Annotated in this window: 27 protein-coding genes; all 27 read left to right on the top strand. The window is 48.1% G+C overall.

What is annotated here, in order from left to right:
* Positions 1 to 216 precede the first annotated feature (216 nt).
* The 27 genes from rpsJ (at position 217) to rplQ (ending at position 14,241) form a co-directional block, all read left to right on the top strand.
* Positions 217 to 531, top strand: coding sequence for a 30S ribosomal protein S10 (gene rpsJ / locus WH96_RS08920; RefSeq protein WP_046510018.1), 315 nt, complete (start codon positions 217 to 219; stop codon positions 529 to 531).
* A 3-nt stretch (positions 532 to 534) separates the two neighbouring features.
* Entirely contained in the window at positions 535 to 1,248 is a 714-nt protein-coding gene (gene rplC, locus WH96_RS08915; RefSeq protein WP_047763798.1) for a 50S ribosomal protein L3, read from the top strand.
* Positions 1,249 to 1,250: 2 nt separating this feature from the next.
* Positions 1,251 to 1,868 carry a 50S ribosomal protein L4 gene (gene rplD, locus WH96_RS08910; protein ID WP_047763797.1) on the top strand — a complete coding sequence of 206 codons (618 nt, stop codon included), beginning with the start codon at positions 1,251 to 1,253 and terminating at the stop codon, positions 1,866 to 1,868.
* On the top strand, positions 1,865 to 2,197 hold the full coding sequence (locus tag WH96_RS08905; RefSeq protein WP_047763796.1) for a 50S ribosomal protein L23: 333 nt from the start codon (positions 1,865 to 1,867) through the stop codon (positions 2,195 to 2,197). Before rplD ends, WH96_RS08905 begins: the two co-directional genes overlap by 4 nt.
* A 4-nt stretch (positions 2,198 to 2,201) precedes the next feature.
* Entirely contained in the window at positions 2,202 to 3,032 is an 831-nt protein-coding gene (gene rplB / locus WH96_RS08900; protein WP_046510022.1) for a 50S ribosomal protein L2, read from the top strand.
* 16 nt (positions 3,033 to 3,048) lie between these two features.
* Entirely contained in the window at positions 3,049 to 3,333 is a 285-nt protein-coding gene (rpsS, locus tag WH96_RS08895; protein WP_046510023.1) for a 30S ribosomal protein S19, read from the top strand.
* Entirely contained in the window at positions 3,330 to 3,710 is a 381-nt protein-coding gene (rplV, locus tag WH96_RS08890) for a 50S ribosomal protein L22 (RefSeq protein ID WP_046510024.1), read from the top strand. Before rpsS ends, rplV begins: the two co-directional genes overlap by 4 nt.
* Positions 3,710 to 4,390: a 30S ribosomal protein S3 gene (gene rpsC / locus WH96_RS08885; RefSeq protein ID WP_047763795.1), complete on the top strand. Its 681-nt coding sequence runs from the start codon at positions 3,710 to 3,712 to the stop codon at positions 4,388 to 4,390. Before rplV ends, rpsC begins: the two co-directional genes overlap by 1 nt.
* A gap of 26 nt (positions 4,391 to 4,416) precedes the next feature.
* Positions 4,417 to 4,839: a 50S ribosomal protein L16 gene (rplP, locus tag WH96_RS08880; RefSeq protein ID WP_047763794.1), complete on the top strand. Its 423-nt coding sequence runs from the start codon at positions 4,417 to 4,419 to the stop codon at positions 4,837 to 4,839.
* Positions 4,839 to 5,033 (top strand): 50S ribosomal protein L29, encoded by a 195-nt coding sequence (rpmC, locus tag WH96_RS08875; RefSeq protein ID WP_046510027.1) that lies wholly within the window; start codon positions 4,839 to 4,841, stop codon positions 5,031 to 5,033. Before rplP ends, rpmC begins: the two co-directional genes overlap by 1 nt.
* Before the next feature lie 12 nt (positions 5,034 to 5,045).
* Positions 5,046 to 5,291: a 30S ribosomal protein S17 gene (gene rpsQ / locus WH96_RS08870; protein ID WP_046510028.1), complete on the top strand. Its 246-nt coding sequence runs from the start codon at positions 5,046 to 5,048 to the stop codon at positions 5,289 to 5,291.
* Between the two features lie 16 nt (positions 5,292 to 5,307).
* A complete protein-coding gene (rplN, locus tag WH96_RS08865; protein ID WP_047763793.1) occupies positions 5,308 to 5,676 on the top strand; it encodes a 50S ribosomal protein L14 in 369 nt (122 codons plus the stop codon).
* The gene (gene rplX, locus WH96_RS08860; RefSeq protein WP_047763792.1) at positions 5,676 to 5,996 is read left to right on the top strand and encodes a 50S ribosomal protein L24; all 321 of its coding nucleotides are present in this window, start codon (positions 5,676 to 5,678) and stop codon (positions 5,994 to 5,996) included. Before rplN ends, rplX begins: the two co-directional genes overlap by 1 nt.
* Positions 5,997 to 6,009: 13 nt before the next feature.
* The gene (gene rplE, locus WH96_RS08855; RefSeq protein ID WP_047763791.1) at positions 6,010 to 6,555 is read left to right on the top strand and encodes a 50S ribosomal protein L5; all 546 of its coding nucleotides are present in this window, start codon (positions 6,010 to 6,012) and stop codon (positions 6,553 to 6,555) included.
* A 22-nt stretch (positions 6,556 to 6,577) separates the two neighbouring features.
* A complete protein-coding gene (gene rpsN / locus WH96_RS08850) occupies positions 6,578 to 6,883 on the top strand; it encodes a 30S ribosomal protein S14 (RefSeq protein WP_047763790.1) in 306 nt (101 codons plus the stop codon).
* 15 nt (positions 6,884 to 6,898) lie between these two features.
* Positions 6,899 to 7,297 (top strand): 30S ribosomal protein S8, encoded by a 399-nt coding sequence (gene rpsH / locus WH96_RS08845; protein WP_047763789.1) that lies wholly within the window; start codon positions 6,899 to 6,901, stop codon positions 7,295 to 7,297.
* Between the two features lie 11 nt (positions 7,298 to 7,308).
* Positions 7,309 to 7,842 carry a 50S ribosomal protein L6 gene (gene rplF, locus WH96_RS08840; protein ID WP_047763788.1) on the top strand — a complete coding sequence of 178 codons (534 nt, stop codon included), beginning with the start codon at positions 7,309 to 7,311 and terminating at the stop codon, positions 7,840 to 7,842.
* A 3-nt stretch (positions 7,843 to 7,845) separates the two neighbouring features.
* Positions 7,846 to 8,208, top strand: coding sequence for a 50S ribosomal protein L18 (gene rplR, locus WH96_RS08835; protein ID WP_047763787.1), 363 nt, complete (start codon positions 7,846 to 7,848; stop codon positions 8,206 to 8,208).
* 13 nt (positions 8,209 to 8,221) lie between these two features.
* A complete protein-coding gene (gene rpsE, locus WH96_RS08830; protein WP_047763786.1) occupies positions 8,222 to 8,788 on the top strand; it encodes a 30S ribosomal protein S5 in 567 nt (188 codons plus the stop codon).
* 5 nt (positions 8,789 to 8,793) lie between these two features.
* The gene (gene rpmD, locus WH96_RS08825; protein ID WP_046510036.1) at positions 8,794 to 8,982 is read left to right on the top strand and encodes a 50S ribosomal protein L30; all 189 of its coding nucleotides are present in this window, start codon (positions 8,794 to 8,796) and stop codon (positions 8,980 to 8,982) included.
* Positions 8,983 to 9,028: 46 nt separating this feature from the next.
* A complete protein-coding gene (rplO, locus tag WH96_RS08820; protein ID WP_052742166.1) occupies positions 9,029 to 9,493 on the top strand; it encodes a 50S ribosomal protein L15 in 465 nt (154 codons plus the stop codon).
* Positions 9,494 to 9,582: 89 nt separating this feature from the next.
* Positions 9,583 to 10,908 (top strand): preprotein translocase subunit SecY, encoded by a 1,326-nt coding sequence (gene secY / locus WH96_RS08815; RefSeq protein ID WP_047763785.1) that lies wholly within the window; start codon positions 9,583 to 9,585, stop codon positions 10,906 to 10,908.
* A complete protein-coding gene (locus WH96_RS08810; RefSeq protein WP_047763784.1) occupies positions 10,905 to 11,477 on the top strand; it encodes an adenylate kinase in 573 nt (190 codons plus the stop codon). Before secY ends, WH96_RS08810 begins: the two co-directional genes overlap by 4 nt.
* Before the next feature lie 262 nt (positions 11,478 to 11,739).
* On the top strand, positions 11,740 to 12,108 hold the full coding sequence (gene rpsM / locus WH96_RS08805; RefSeq protein ID WP_047763783.1) for a 30S ribosomal protein S13: 369 nt from the start codon (positions 11,740 to 11,742) through the stop codon (positions 12,106 to 12,108).
* Positions 12,109 to 12,122: 14 nt separating this feature from the next.
* Positions 12,123 to 12,515 carry a 30S ribosomal protein S11 gene (rpsK, locus tag WH96_RS08800; RefSeq protein WP_047763782.1) on the top strand — a complete coding sequence of 131 codons (393 nt, stop codon included), beginning with the start codon at positions 12,123 to 12,125 and terminating at the stop codon, positions 12,513 to 12,515.
* A 160-nt stretch (positions 12,516 to 12,675) separates the two neighbouring features.
* The gene (locus WH96_RS08795; protein ID WP_047763781.1) at positions 12,676 to 13,692 is read left to right on the top strand and encodes a DNA-directed RNA polymerase subunit alpha; all 1,017 of its coding nucleotides are present in this window, start codon (positions 12,676 to 12,678) and stop codon (positions 13,690 to 13,692) included.
* 129 nt (positions 13,693 to 13,821) lie between these two features.
* Positions 13,822 to 14,241, top strand: coding sequence for a 50S ribosomal protein L17 (gene rplQ / locus WH96_RS08790; RefSeq protein WP_047763780.1), 420 nt, complete (start codon positions 13,822 to 13,824; stop codon positions 14,239 to 14,241).
* Positions 14,242 to 14,409: the final 168 nt, after the last annotated feature.

Genomic DNA, 14,409 nt, shown 5'->3' with positions numbered 1-14,409 from the left:
CGATCCGTGAAGGCGGCCGTACCGTTGGTGCCGGTGTCGTTTCAAGCATCTCAAAATAAAAAAAGTAAAATAGTTGTTGATAGCGACGGTGCGTTTTGGTAAAGAACGCACCGTCGCTTCTTTTTGTGACAAAATTGTTTATATTAACTCTGAAAGGGGTTAACTGCGTTCCAATGCCGCGAATGGTACGAACGGGTTAATCAAGGGTGGCTGAGAATGTCCAGCCAGAATATTAGAATTCGCCTAAAGGCGTACGATCATAGGGTCCTAGACCAATCTACATCTGAGATCGTTGGGACTGCCAAGCGCACAGGTGCGCAGGTTCAAGGTCCTATTCCACTACCGACTCGCATTGAGAAATTTACAGTCCTTCGTGGTCCTCACATCGATAAGAAGAGTCGTGAGCAGTTCGAAATCAGAACTCATAAGCGTCTTATCGACATCGTTGAGCCAACACCGCAAACCGTAGACGCGCTTATGAAGCTTGATCTTGCGGCTGGTGTTGATGTTGAGATTAAACTGAAAGGCTAAGCAATGCGTACGGGTCTTATTGCGCAGAAACTTGGTATGTCTCGCGTCTTCACAGAAGCTGGAAATCATGTTCCAGTAACTGTTTTGAAGCTAGAGAGCTGTCAGGTTGTTGCGGTCCGTAATCAAGAGACGGACGGCTATAATGCGATTCAGCTTGGCTCTGGTGTAGCCAAGGTGAAAAATGTGAGTAAAGCTGAGCGTGGTCATTATGCCAAAGCTAAGGTTGCTCCAAAGAAACATACAGCAGAATTTCGCGTATCAGCAGACGCCCTTTTGGATGTCGGTGTTGAGCTGGATGCGGGTCACTTTGTTGCAGGTCAGTATGTAGACGTTACCGGTACTTCTATCGGTAAAGGTTTCGCTGGTGCGATGAAGCGTCATAATTTTGGTGGTCTACGTGCTACGCACGGTGTTTCCGTTTCTCACCGTAGTCACGGTTCTACTGGTAACAGTCAGGATCCTGGTAAGGTGTTCAAGGGTAAGAAAATGGCTGGTCACATGGGTGATCGTCGTGTGACTACCCAGAATTTGGAAATCGTTGCTACCGATGGTGACAATGGCTTGATCCTTGTTAAGGGTGCTATTCCTGGCTCAAAAGGCGGTTGGGTTTACATTAGCGATGCTGTGAAGCGTGCACTTCCTGAAGGTGTTCCGTTCCCAGCTGGTCTAAAAGCTGCTGCTGCTGAAGCTCCTGCTGCTGAAGAGAAGGGTCAATAACCATGAAGATCGCGGTTACATCCCTCGAAAATAAAAAAGCTGGTGAAGTTGAACTGAACGAAGCTGTGTTCGGTCTTCCAGTTCGTGCTGATTTACTTGCACGTATGGTCAACTATCAGCTTGCCAAGCGTCGTGCTGGCACACACAAGGTTAAAGAACGCGGCGAAGTTCGCGGTTCAACCCGTAAGATCAAGAATCAGAAAGGTGGCGGCGCTCGTCACGGTTCTATTCGTGCGAACATCTTCCGTGGTGGTGGTGTTGTTCATGGACCTCGCGTTCAGGATCATTCTCACGATCTTCCAAAGAAAGTTCGTCTTCTTGCTCTTAAAACTGCACTTTCAGCAAAAGCTGCTGAAGGTAAGTTGGTTGTTCTTGATAACACCGAAGTCAAAGAACCAAAAACTTCTGCATTGGTTAAGCAGTTGGCAGCACTGGGCTGGTCTTCAGCTCTTGTTATCGACGGCGCGTCAGTGAACGAAGGTTTTGCTCGTGCTTCTCGCAATATCCCATGTGTTGATGTTCTGCCACAGCAGGGCGCTAACGTGTTTGATATTCTGCGTCGCGACACATTGGTTCTGACCAAGGATGCTGTTGAAGCGCTGGAGGCGCGTCTAAAATGAGCAGAGCACGCGCACGTAACACCAAGCCGGTGACCATTTCTAAAGAACGGATGTATGAAATCATCCGTCGTCCGGTCATCACCGAGAAGGCTACTCTTGGTTCAGAAAACAACCAGGTTACCTTCCAAGTTCCGCTTGATGCTTCTAAGCCCGAAATCAGTTTGGCTATTGAAGGTTTGTTTGGCGTTAAGGTCGAAGCGGTTAACACCCTTCGCGTTAAAGGCAAAACAAAACGTTTCAAAGGTCGCCCTGGTCGTCGTTCAGACGTCAAAAAGGCTATTATTTCCCTGCCTGACGGGGAAAGCATCGACGTGACGACGGGAATTTAATCCGATGGCGTTGAAAACTTTTAATCCAGTCACACCAAGTCAAAGAAACCTGGTGTTGATTGATCGCTCTGATCTTTACAAAGGCAAGCCAGTTAAGAAATTAACTGAAGGTCTTACAAAGTCAGGTGGACGTAATAATAATGGTCGGATCACCATGCGCCGTCGCGGCGGTGGACATAAGCGTTCTTACCGTATCATCGACTTCAAACGTACAAAGTTTGATGTTGCTGCTACTGTACAGCGCATTGAGTACGATCCGAACCGTACGGCGTTTATCGCCTTAATCGAATATGCAGATGGTGAGCAAGCTTATATCTTGGCTCCTCAGCGCCTGCAGGTCGGTGATAGTGTCATTTCTGGTGCTAAAACCGATGTTAAGCCTGGTAATGCTATGCCACTTAGCGCGATTCCTGTGGGTACTATTGTCCACAATGTCGAGCTGAAGGCTGGCAAGGGTGGGCAGATTGCTCGTTCAGCCGGTACGTATGTACAGTTGGTTGGTCGCGATGCAGGATATGCCCAAATTCGCTTGAACTCAGGCGAGTTACGTATGGTACGCGCCGAATGCATGGCGACGGTTGGATCCGTGTCCAACCCGGACAATTCGAACCAGAAGCTTGGTAAAGCTGGCCGTAATCGTTGGCTTGGCAAGCGTCCGTCTGTTCGTGGTGTCGCTATGAACCCGGTGGACCACCCGCACGGTGGTGGTGAAGGTCGTACATCGGGTGGTCGTCACCCGGTCACTCCTTGGGGGAAACCTACAAAGGGTGCTCGTACTCGCTCCAACAAGAAGACCGATGGACTAATTATCCGTCGTCGTCATCAGAAACGCTAAGTGAGGGGATGGCCATATGGCTCGTTCCGTTTGGAAAGGCCCGTTTGTTGATGCCTGTCTGTTAAAGAAGGCTGAGACCGTGCGTAGCGCGGGTCGTAACGAAATTATTAAGACATGGTCCCGTCGTTCCACCATCATGCCACAGTTTGTTGGTTTGACTTTTGGTGTGTACAACGGCCGTAAGCACATCCCAGTTCTTGTAACTGAGAATATGGTTGGCCATAAATTCGGTGAATTCGCTCCATCGCGTACCTATTGGGGTCACGCAGTGGATAAGAAAGCGAAGAAAGGCAGAAAATGAGTAAGTCAAAACGTGATCGTGCGTTAGCTGACAATGAAGCTCGTGCTATTGCTGTTAACCTTCGCACTTCACCACGCAAATTAAACCTGGTTGCGGCAAGCATTCGTGGGAAATCTGCAGAATCTGCTTTGGCAGAACTGACTTTCTCCAAGCGTCGTATTGCTATTGAAGTGAAAAAAGCACTTCAGTCTGCAATTGCTAATGCTGAAAACAACCATCAGCTTGATGTAGATCGTCTCTTTGTATCTGAGGCTTTCGTCGGTAAAAGCTTTGTCATGAAGCGTTTCCGGGCACGTGCTCGCGGTCGTGTTGGCCGTTTGCTCAAGCCTTGGAGCCAATTGACAGTTGTTGTCCGTGAACGCGAGGAGACAGCGTAATGGGTCAGAAGATTAATCCTATCGGCCTTCGTGTCGGTATCATCCGGACCTGGGATTCTCGTTGGTTTGCAGATAGTGACTATGCTGATCTGCTTCATGAAGATCTTGGCATCCGTGAGTTTCTGCGTGAGCGCTTGAAACAAGCTGGTGTTTCTCGGATCATTATCGAGCGTCCAGCTAAGAAAGCCCGTGTTACCATTTACACTGCCCGTCCGGGCGTTGTAATCGGTAAAAAGGGATCGGATATTGAAAAACTGCGTCGTGAGCTTCAGAAACTTACTTCTAGCGAAGTACATCTGAATATCGTAGAAATCCGGAAACCAGAAATTGATGCGAAATTGGTTGCAGACAACATCTGTAGTCAGTTAGAACGTCGTGTGGCTTTCCGTCGTGCTATGAAACGATCTGTTCAGTCTGCTATGCGTCTCGGCGCACAGGGCATTCGTATCAACTGTGCTGGCCGTTTGGGTGGTGCTGAGATTGCTCGTACTGAATGGTATCGTGAAGGACGTGTTCCACTCCACACACTTCGTGCGGAAGTTGATTACGCTGAGTCCCGTGCATCCACCACTTTCGGTATTTGTGGTGTGAAGGTATGGATCTTCAAGGGCGAGATCATGGAACATGACCCAATGGCCATGGATAAGCGATCTCAGGATTCACAGGCCGCTCGTTCGTAACGGGCTTAGCTTGAGGAAATAGTAATATGTTGCAGCCAAAGCGGACTAAGTTCCGCAAAGCACATAAAGGCCGGATCCACGGTAATGCTAAGGGTGGTACCCAATTGAATTTTGGTGCCTACGGTCTTAAAGCCGTAACCCCTGGTCGTGTATCTGCCCGACAAATCGAAGCGGCCCGTCGTACCGTTACACGTCATATGAAACGTGTCGGTAAGTTATGGATCCGCATCTTCCCAGACGTGCCGGTTTCATCGAAGCCAGCAGAAGTTCGTCAGGGTAAAGGTAAAGGTAACATCGAATGGTGGGCAGCTAGGGTTAAACCTGGTCGTGTCATCTTTGAACTCGATGGTGTTCCTTTGGACGTTGCTCGCGAGGCTTTCTCGTTGGCATCTGCTAAACTACCAATTCAGACGAAATTTATTGTTCGTCCGGGTGAAGGAGTGAACTAATGAAATCAAGTGATCTCCGTACTAAAACGGCTGATGAGCTTAAAGAAGAGATGGTAAAGTTGCGTAAAGAGCAGTTTAACCTCCGCTTCCAACAAGCCAGCGGTCAGCTTGAAAACACGGCTCGTTGTCGTCAGGTTCGCCGCGACATTGCACGAGTTAAAACTGTCCTGCAGTCTCTGCAGGCAGCTTCTTAAGGAGTTTACACAATGCCACGGCGTGTGTTGCAGGGTGTCGTAGTTAGCGATAAGACCGACAAGACTATTACTGTTCTTGTAGAACGTCGCGTTATGCACCCGATCTACAAGAAGTTCATTAAGCGTTCGAAGAAGTATCACGCTCATGACGAGACCAACGCAGTAAAAGCGGGAGATGTCGTCAAGATTCGTGAATGCAGTCCAATTTCCAAGACTAAGTCTTGGGAAGTGGTCAGTGACGCTTCTACCGAAGCATAGTATTTAGGATATAGCCATGATCCAGATGCAGTCTCAGCTTGAAGTAGCTGACAACTCCGGTGCTCGTAGAGTACAGTGCATCAAGGTGCTTGGTGGTTCCAAACGTAAAACCGCCAGTATCGGTGACGTCATCAAAGTCTCTGTCAAGGAAGCAATTCCACGTGGCAAAGTCAAAAAAGGTGATGTACATCGTGCCGTGATTGTACGCACGGCAAAAGAAATCCGTCGTCAAGACGGCACCTCGATCCGCTTTGACACCAATGCGGCTGTTTTGATTAACAAATCAAATGAGCCTATTGGTACTCGTATTTTCGGCCCGGTTACCCGTGAATTGCGTGCGCGCAGCTTCATGAAAATCGTGTCATTGGCGCCTGAGGTGCTGTAATGAGCAAAAAGTTTAAGATCAAAAAAGGCGATCAGGTTGTTCTTACAACCGGTCGTGACAAGGGTAAAAAAGGCGAAGTGCTTCGAGTACTTCGCGACGAAGACCGCGTTGTAGTACAAGGCGTAAACGTCGTGAAGAAGCACCAGTCTGCTTCCCAGACATCACAGGGCGGAATCATCGAGCAAGAAGCTTCCGTTCATATCTCTAATATTGCACTAGTTGACCCTAAATCTGGGGATGCCACACGCGTTGGCCTCCGTACAGAAGGGGATCGCAAAGTGCGCTTCGCCAAGAAATCTGGCGAAGTAGTTGATGTATAGGGCGAGGTTGACCATGACACAGCCACGCTTGAAGGCACATTACAACAGTGAAGTTAGAGACGCTCTTAAGGGCGAATTTAACTACACTAACCCAATGCAGATTCCTAAGCTTGAGAAAATCGTGCTTAATATCGGTGTTGGTAAAGCCGTACAGGACACCAAAAAGGTTAAGCATGCAGCTTCTGAACTAGAAGCAATTGCAGCGCAAAAACCTGTTATCACACGTGCCAAGAAATCCATCGCGGGTTTCAAGGTTCGTGAAGATATGCCACTAGGCTGTAAGGTGACACTGCGCGGCGATCGCATGTATGAATTCCTTGATCGTCTTGTGACGATTGCTCTTCCACGTGTTCGTGATTTTCGCGGCGTGAAAGGCAATGCATTTGACGGCCTTGGAAACTATAACATGGGACTCAAGGAGCAGATTGTTTTCCCGGAAATCGAATACGATCGCGTAGACGAAATCCGCGGGATGAATATTACCATCTGCACCACGGCGAAAACCGATGAGGAAGCGAAAGCTCTCCTTGCCAGGTTCGACATGCCGTTCGCTAACTGAACGGGCAGAAAGGAATAGTAAAATGGCTAAGAAAAGTGCCATTGCTAAGAACGAAAAACGCCGCCGTATGGTAGCAAAGCAAGCTGACAAGCGTGCTGCGCTTAAGGCGATTGCAACAGACCGTTCAGCTTCCCCGGAAGAAATCTTCCAGGCTAGCATGAAATTGGCTCAGTTGCCTCGTGACGGTGCAAAGATCCGCATACGTAACCGTTGTGGCGTCACAGGACGTCCTCGTGGATTTTATCGTAAGTTCAAGCTCTCTCGTATCGCACTTCGTGATCTGGCCTCTGTCGGCCAGGCACCTGGTGTCGTTAAATCGAGCTGGTAAGGAAGGACCGACGATATGGCGATGAGCGATCCTTTAGGGGATATGCTAACCCGCATCCGTAACGGACAACGGGTTGGTAAAAGCGTCGTTCGCGCGCCAGCTTCTAAGCTGCGTGCCAATGTACTCGAAGTTCTAAAACGCGAAGGTTTTATTCGTGGATTTAGTAAAGTTGACGTTCGTGCTGGTATTAGTGAACTAGCAATCGAACTGAAATACGCAGATGGTGATCCGGCGATTTCTGAAATCAGCCGTGTGTCACGTCCTGGTCGTCGTGTGTACTCTAAAATTAAAGAGCTACCACGCTACTACAACGGACTTGGTGTCACCATTCTTTCTACGCCTAGCGGCGTAATGTCCGATCAAGAGGCCCGTACCGCCAATGTTGGTGGTGAGGTTCTCTGCCAGGTATTCTAAGGGAGTTTGATATGTCTCGTGTAGGCAAGAACCCCGTAGAAGTACCAAGTGGGGTCGAACTAAAGATTGACGGCAATGTCGTCTCTGCAAAAGGGAAGCTGGGTGAACTCAGCTTCGCAGCTACGGATGATGTAACTTTTTCTCTTGATGAGGGAAAAGTTACGGTCACTCCAGCTAATGACAGCAAGCGTGCTCGCTCTATGTGGGGTACTGCTCGCAGTCGTGTCCAGAATCTGGTTACTGGTGTTTCCGAAGGTTACACCAAGAACCTTGAGATTAACGGTGTTGGTTATCGCGCGGCTGTTCAGGGTAATACCTTGAATCTGCAGCTTGGCTATTCACATGATGTACTCTTCCCAATTCCGGAAGGCATTACAATCAAATGTGAAAAGCCAACAGCTGTTGCTGTTTCGGGGATCGACAAGCAGAAAGTCGGCCAGGTGGCTGCTGTCATTCGTGGGTACCGCCCACCAGAGCCTTACAAAGGCAAAGGTGTTAAGTACGCGGATGAAGTCATTCTGCGCAAAGAAGGCAAGAAGAAGTAACCCATGCGTAAGCTTATCTCATTGCACGATCGCCGCAAAAGTCGCGTTCGTACACAGCTACGGCGCACGGGTAATGGTCGTCCTCGCCTGTCAGTATTTCGTTCGAGCAAAAATATTTATGCTCAAGTGATTGATGACAAGCAGGGTGTCACTGTTGCCGCTGCGTCAACCCTGGACGGAGCTCTGAAAAGCGAATTGAAAACTGGGGCAGATAAAGATGCTGCCATCAAGGTTGGAAAACTCGTAGCAGAGCGTGCCGTCGCCGCCGGTATCACGGACGTCGTTTTCGACCGTGGTGGATACATTTTTCACGGTCGTATTAAAGCCTTGGCTGATGCTGCCCGTGAAGCTGGCTTAAAGTTCTAAGGGGACTAGTTTTATGGCACGTTCTCAAAAAGAAAATCGCGGTCGTAGAGACGATCGCAACCGCGATGAACCGGAACTGATCGAAAAACTGGTTGGTATTAACCGTGTTGCTAAGGTGGTCAAAGGTGGCCGTCGTTTTGGCTTCGCAGCTATTGTCGTCGTTGGTGACGGTCGTGGACGCGTAGGTCATGGCACTGGTAAAGCCCGTGAAGTTCCTGAAGCAATTCGTAAGGCTACGGAAGCTGCAAAACAGAACATGGTTCGTGTTCCTCTTCGTGAGGGCCGTACTTTGCACCATGACATCAAAGGTCATTACGGTGCAGGCCATGTTGTAATGCGCAGTGCACCAGTGGGTACCGGTATTATTGCCGGTGGTCCTCTCCGTGCCGTTTTTGAAGCTCTTGGTGTTCAGGATGTGGTCTCTAAGTCCACAGGTACTTCGAACCCGCACAACCTGATTAAAGCTGCTATTGATGGCCTGACGCGTTCGCGTAGCCCTCGTATGGTTGCTCAGCGTCGCGGTAAGAAGGTTTCTGATATTCTAGGCAACCGTGCTGCAGGCACAGAAGCTCAAGGATAAATACCATGGCAGCTAAAAAAACAATTACTGTGGTACAGGTAGGAAGTCCAATCGGACGGACTAAAGATCAGCGCGCAACACTTGTTGGTCTGGGCCTCAATAAAATGAACCGCCGTCGTACATTGGAAGATACACCTTCCGTACGTGGCATGATCAACAAGGTTAGCCATCTTGTTAAGGTGGTGGAGGCCTAAGGGCCTCCCACTATCTTGACAAGAAGGAGAAACTGGGACCATTACGATGAAGCTAAATCAGCTTTCCGATAACCCAGGTGCTACGAAAGATCGCAAACGCGTCGGTCGTGGTACTGGTTCCGGCTACGGCAAGAATGCCGGTGGCGGACACAAGGGTCAGAAGTCTCGTTCCGGCGTAAGCATTAAAGGCTTCGAAGGCGGTCAGATGCCGTTGCATCGTCGTCTGCCGAAACGTGGATTTAACAACATCTTCCGGAAGAACTATGTTCCTTTGAACATTGGTCGTCTTCAGGCAGCGATTGACGCTAAGAAAATCGATGCTAAAAAGCCGATCGATCAAGAAGTTCTTGTTACTTCTGGTATTATTACCAATGCTCGTGACGGCATTCGCCTGTTGGCGAACGGCGAACTGAAAGCAAAAGTGGAAATCACTGTTGCTGGCGCTTCCGCCGCTGCTATTGCAGCCGTAGAGAAATCAGGTGGCTCTGTCACCGTTCCTGCGAGCAAGTAATTTTGTAAAGGCAGAAATCCCTTTCTTTTGATGGGGGTTTCTGCCTTTAGTATTTTTTAGTCAATTTTTATATTACCGGGAATAGGCATATGGCATCTGCTGCTGAGCAATTAGCCGCGAATATTAATCTTAGTGCGTTTTCTAAAGCCACAGATTTGAAAAAGCGTATCTGGTTCACCCTGGGTGCGCTTATTGTGTATCGTCTAGGAACTTATATTCCTCTTCCCGGAATTGATCCTATTGTATTCCAACAAGCCTTTAACGCGCAGGCGGGCGGCGTGCTTGGAATGTTTAACCTCTTTTCCGGTGGTGCTCTTGAGAGAATGACAATTCTCGCACTGAACATCATGCCGTATATTTCTGCATCGATTATTATGCAGTTGATGACCGCGATCTCTCCGCAGATTGAAGCCCTCAAAAAAGAAGGTGAAGCCGGTCGTAAAAAAATCAATCAATACACACGTTACGGTACAGTGGTACTCGCCGCTGTTCAGGCCTATGGTATTGCCCGTGGTTTACAAGGAGCTCAGGATTTTGGGGCCGCTGTTATTAATCCGGGAGTTTTCTTTGAGCTGACAACTGTTATTACGCTGACAGGTGGTACAATCTTCCTGATGTGGTTGGGCGAGCAGATTACGCAGCGCGGTATCGGTAACGGTATCTCACTTATTATCTTCTCTGGTATCGTTGCCGGCTTGCCTTCTGCGCTTGCGCAAACATTCCAGCTGAGCCAAAGTAATGGTTTTGTTGCTTTGATCATCTTGCTGGTTCCGCTTGTTATTGCTGGTATTGTTTGCTTTGAACGTGCGCATCGTAAAGTGATTGTCCAGTATCCAAAACGTCAGGTTGGCAATAAAATGTTCGGTGGTGATTCTTCGCATCTGCCAATCAAGCTGAACGTGTCAGGTGTGATCCCGCCAATCTTTGCATCCTCTTTGTTGCTAATGCCTATTACAGCAGCTCAGTTCTCTGCCGGTAGTTCCGAGTGGCTGACTTGGGTTACTGCGAACCTAGGGCGTGGTACAGTTGGTTACATGCTTCTTTTCAGTACGCTGATCGCCTTCTTTGCCTTCTTCTACAAGACCATTGTCTTTAATACAGAAGAGACAGCTGACAATCTTAAGAAAAATGGCGGTTTTGTTCCAGGCATTCGTCCCGGAAAAAACACAGCGGCACATCTTGACTATATCATCAATCGGCTAACAATCGCTGGGGCTGCATATCTTGTAGCTGTATGTTTGCTACCTGAGATTTTGATCTCTCAATATGCTGTACCATTCTATTTTGGCGGGACAAGTCTTCTGATTGTCGTTTCCGTAACAATGGATACGGTCGGACAGATCCATTCTCACCTGGTGGCTCATCAGTATGAAGGCCTAATTAAAAAATCAAAACTAAAGGGTAGGCGTGGATGAACATAGTATTGTTTGGCCCTCCGGGCGCGGGTAAGGGTACACAGGCAACAATCCTGGTAGAGCAGCACAACATCGTGCAGCTTTCAACAGGTGACATGTTAAGAGCAGCAGTTGCTGCAGGCACAGAGCTTGGTAAACAAGCCAAGTCTGTTATGGATGCTGGTCAGTTGGTTGCTGATGATCTGATCATCGGTATTATTTCTGACCGTATTGATGAAGCCGATTGTAAGAACGGTTTCATTCTAGACGGTTTTCCACGGACAGTTGCCCAAGCCGAAGGCCTGGACGCTATGTTGCAAGAAAAAGGTCTTAAGCTAGACAGCACGATTGAGATCGTTGTTGATGAGCAGATTCTTTTCAGCCGTATTGAACAACGTGCCAGCGAGACACCTGAAGCAGAGCGTCGTGCGGATGACAATGCAGAAACGCTTAAGAAGCGTCTAGCGGTTTATCACGAGCAAACAGCGCCTGTGCTGCCTTACTATGAAGAGAAAGGCAATCTGCACAAAGTGGACGGTATGCAATCAATTGAGGAAGTGGCGAGTCAGATCGCTAATTTCCTTAAGTAAGACTTACCCATTGACAGGCGGACGGATTGGCATATAATCCGCCGCCGAATGGGCATTTTTGTTGGGAATCTAAGCTTTTTTGCTGATTTTGAACAAATCGTATTTCGGGTGACTTTATCTACCACCCAATACAATTTCGGGTTTCGACCTGAAACAAGAACTACACGACGTCTCTCATTTCACCTCTAGAGAATGTCGCGGATTAATTTAACCAGGGTTTCCAAATAGTTGGAACCCGATCTGTGTTTGTGAGGAGAGCGTAGTGGCTCGTATTGCTGGCGTCAACATCCCGACGCAAAAGCGGGTACTTATCGCATTGACCTATATCCATGGTATTGGTCCTGCGATTTCTAAGAAAATCTGTGAAGAAGTTGGCATTCCGGCTGAACGCCGTGTTAACGAATTGACAGAAGATGAAGTACTTCGCATTCGTGAAACAATCGATAACAGCTGCACTGTTGAAGGTGACCTTCGCCGTGAAGTTGCTATGAACATCAAACGTCTGATGGATCTAGGTTGCCTGCGCGGCCTTCGTCATCGTAAACGCCTTCCAGTTCGCGGGCAGCGTACTCGGACCAACGCACGTACGCGTAAAGGTCCTGCTGTTGCTATCGCTGGTAAGAAGAAATAAGAGGGCAGTAGAAAATGGCTAAAGCTCAGCAGGGGCGCGTTAAGCGTCGCGAGCGGAAGAATATTTCTTCTGGTATCGCTCACATCAGTGCAACTTTTAACAACACAATCATCACGATTACTGACGTACAGGGAAATGCTATTTCCTGGGCATCAGCTGGTGGTCTAGGGTTTAAAGGTTCTCGTAAGTCCACTCCATATGCTGCTCAGCTTGCTGCAGAAGATGCAGGCAAAAAAGCTCAGGATCATGGAATGAAGACTCTCGAAGTTAACGTTAAGGGCCCGGGTTCAGGACGTGAGTCCGCTCTTCGTGCTTTACAGGCAGTTGGTTTCACCATCACTGGTATCCGTGATGTAACACCAATTCCGCACAACGGATGTCGTCCACCTAAACGCCGTCGCGTATAAGTGGATTTAGGGCAGGCTGTTTAACGGGTAGCCTGTCTATATCTAACTCGTCTAAAGCCGGATTTTGTTTCCGGCTTTTGGCATATACATGACACTGCAAGAACCATTGTTACGTCCCCGTTCGTAATCGATAGCTTGCACGTCAAAAAGAGGTTTTACTGTGATTCAGACTAACTGGAATGCTTTGATTAAGCCTGAAAGTCTCGTTGTTGAGCCAGGCATTGATAGCAACCGTATTGCTAAAGTTGTTGCTGAGCCGCTAGAGCGTGGTTTCGGTCTTACACTTGGTAACGCGCTACGTCGCGTTCTTCTGTCATCTTTGCAAGGTGCTGCTGTTACATCTATCCATATTGATGGTGTACTGCACGAGTTCTCATCTATTCCTGGTGTTCGCGAAGACGTTACTGACGTTATTCTAAACATCAAAACCATCGCTCTGCGTATGGAAGGTGAAGAGCCCAAGCGCATGCGTCTGCGTGCAGAAGGCCCTGGTTCTGTTACTGCGGGTCAGATAGAGACAACTGGCGACATCGAAGTGATGAACCCGGATCTTGTGATCTGTACTCTGGATGATGGTGCTCATTTGGACATGGAACTTACCGTTGATACTGGTAAAGGCTATGTTGCTGCTTCTCAGAACCGTGTTGAAGATGCGCCAATCGGTCTTGTACCTGTTGATTCAATCTTCTCACCAGTTCGTAAAGTGTCTTATAAAGTCGACAACACACGTGTTGGTCAGGTAACTGACTATGACAAGCTGACGCTTGAAATCGAAACTGATGGTTCTATCACACCAGAAGATGCGATCGCTGTTGCGTCACGTATTCTTCAGGATCAGCTTTCACTCTTCGTTAATTTCGATGAGCCAAAAGTTGAAGAAGTTGATGATCGTCCAAGCGAACCACCGTTCAACCGTAATCTTCTTCGCAAGGTTGACGAACTTGAACTGTCAGTTCGTTCAGCTAACTGCCTCAAAAACGATAACATCGTTTACATCGGTGATCTGGTTCAGAAAACCGAAGCAGAGATGCTACGTACACCTAACTTCGGTCGTAAATCTCTTAACGAGATCAAAGAAGTTCTTTCCGGTATGGGCCTTCACCTCGGTATGGAAATTGCCGAATGGCCACCAGAGAACATCGAAGAGTTGGCCAAGCGTCTCGACGAACCTTTCTAAGAAGGTTCAGAATTACTAGGGGGAGTTCATCCCCAAACCCTGACGATTTCATCTGATTTTATCAATCAGGCGGCGTAGGGAATTTTAATCTGTCTCGTGCGCGAGACACTAGATATTAGGAGAACAGATATGCGTCACGGAATGAGTGGTCGTAAACTAAATCGTACTTCCAGCCACCGTAAGGCCATGTTTGCAAACATGGCGCACGCGTTGATCAAACACGAACAGATCAAAACAACGCTTCCAAAAGCCAAAGATCTTCGTCCAATCGTTGAGAAATTGGTGACACTTGGTAAGCGCGGTGACCTGCACGCTCGTCGTCAGGCTTTAGCTGTTCTTCGTGATACAAAACTAACTGCTAAACTTTTTGACGTACTTGCTGAGCGTTACAAAGATCGTCAGGGTGGTTACACTCGCGTTCTTAAAGCTGGCTTCCGTCATGGTGATATGGCTCCAATGGCTTTCATCGAATTCGTTGATCGTGATCTCGATGCCAAAGGCCAGGATTCAGGCCCAGTAGTTGGTGATGAGGATGAAGGCGAAGAGTAAGTCTCTTTTTCTTCGCATTTAAGTACTATCAAAAGGCAGTCCTCGGGACTGCCTTTTGTTTTTGTGGTGTGCATGAACGCAAAGATTTTGATAAAGAGATATTTTGGCAGGGCCATAACTGTGTTAAATCTCAAGGTGAACAAACTGCGAACCGTTTATTTCAGAAGG

The sequence above is a fragment of the Kiloniella spongiae genome, from assembly GCF_001026905.1.
Classification (GTDB): Bacteria; Pseudomonadota; Alphaproteobacteria; order Kiloniellales; family Kiloniellaceae; genus Kiloniella; species Kiloniella spongiae.
Note: the sequence above shows the minus strand (reverse complement) of the source record. Positions and strands in the feature narration are given on the sequence as shown.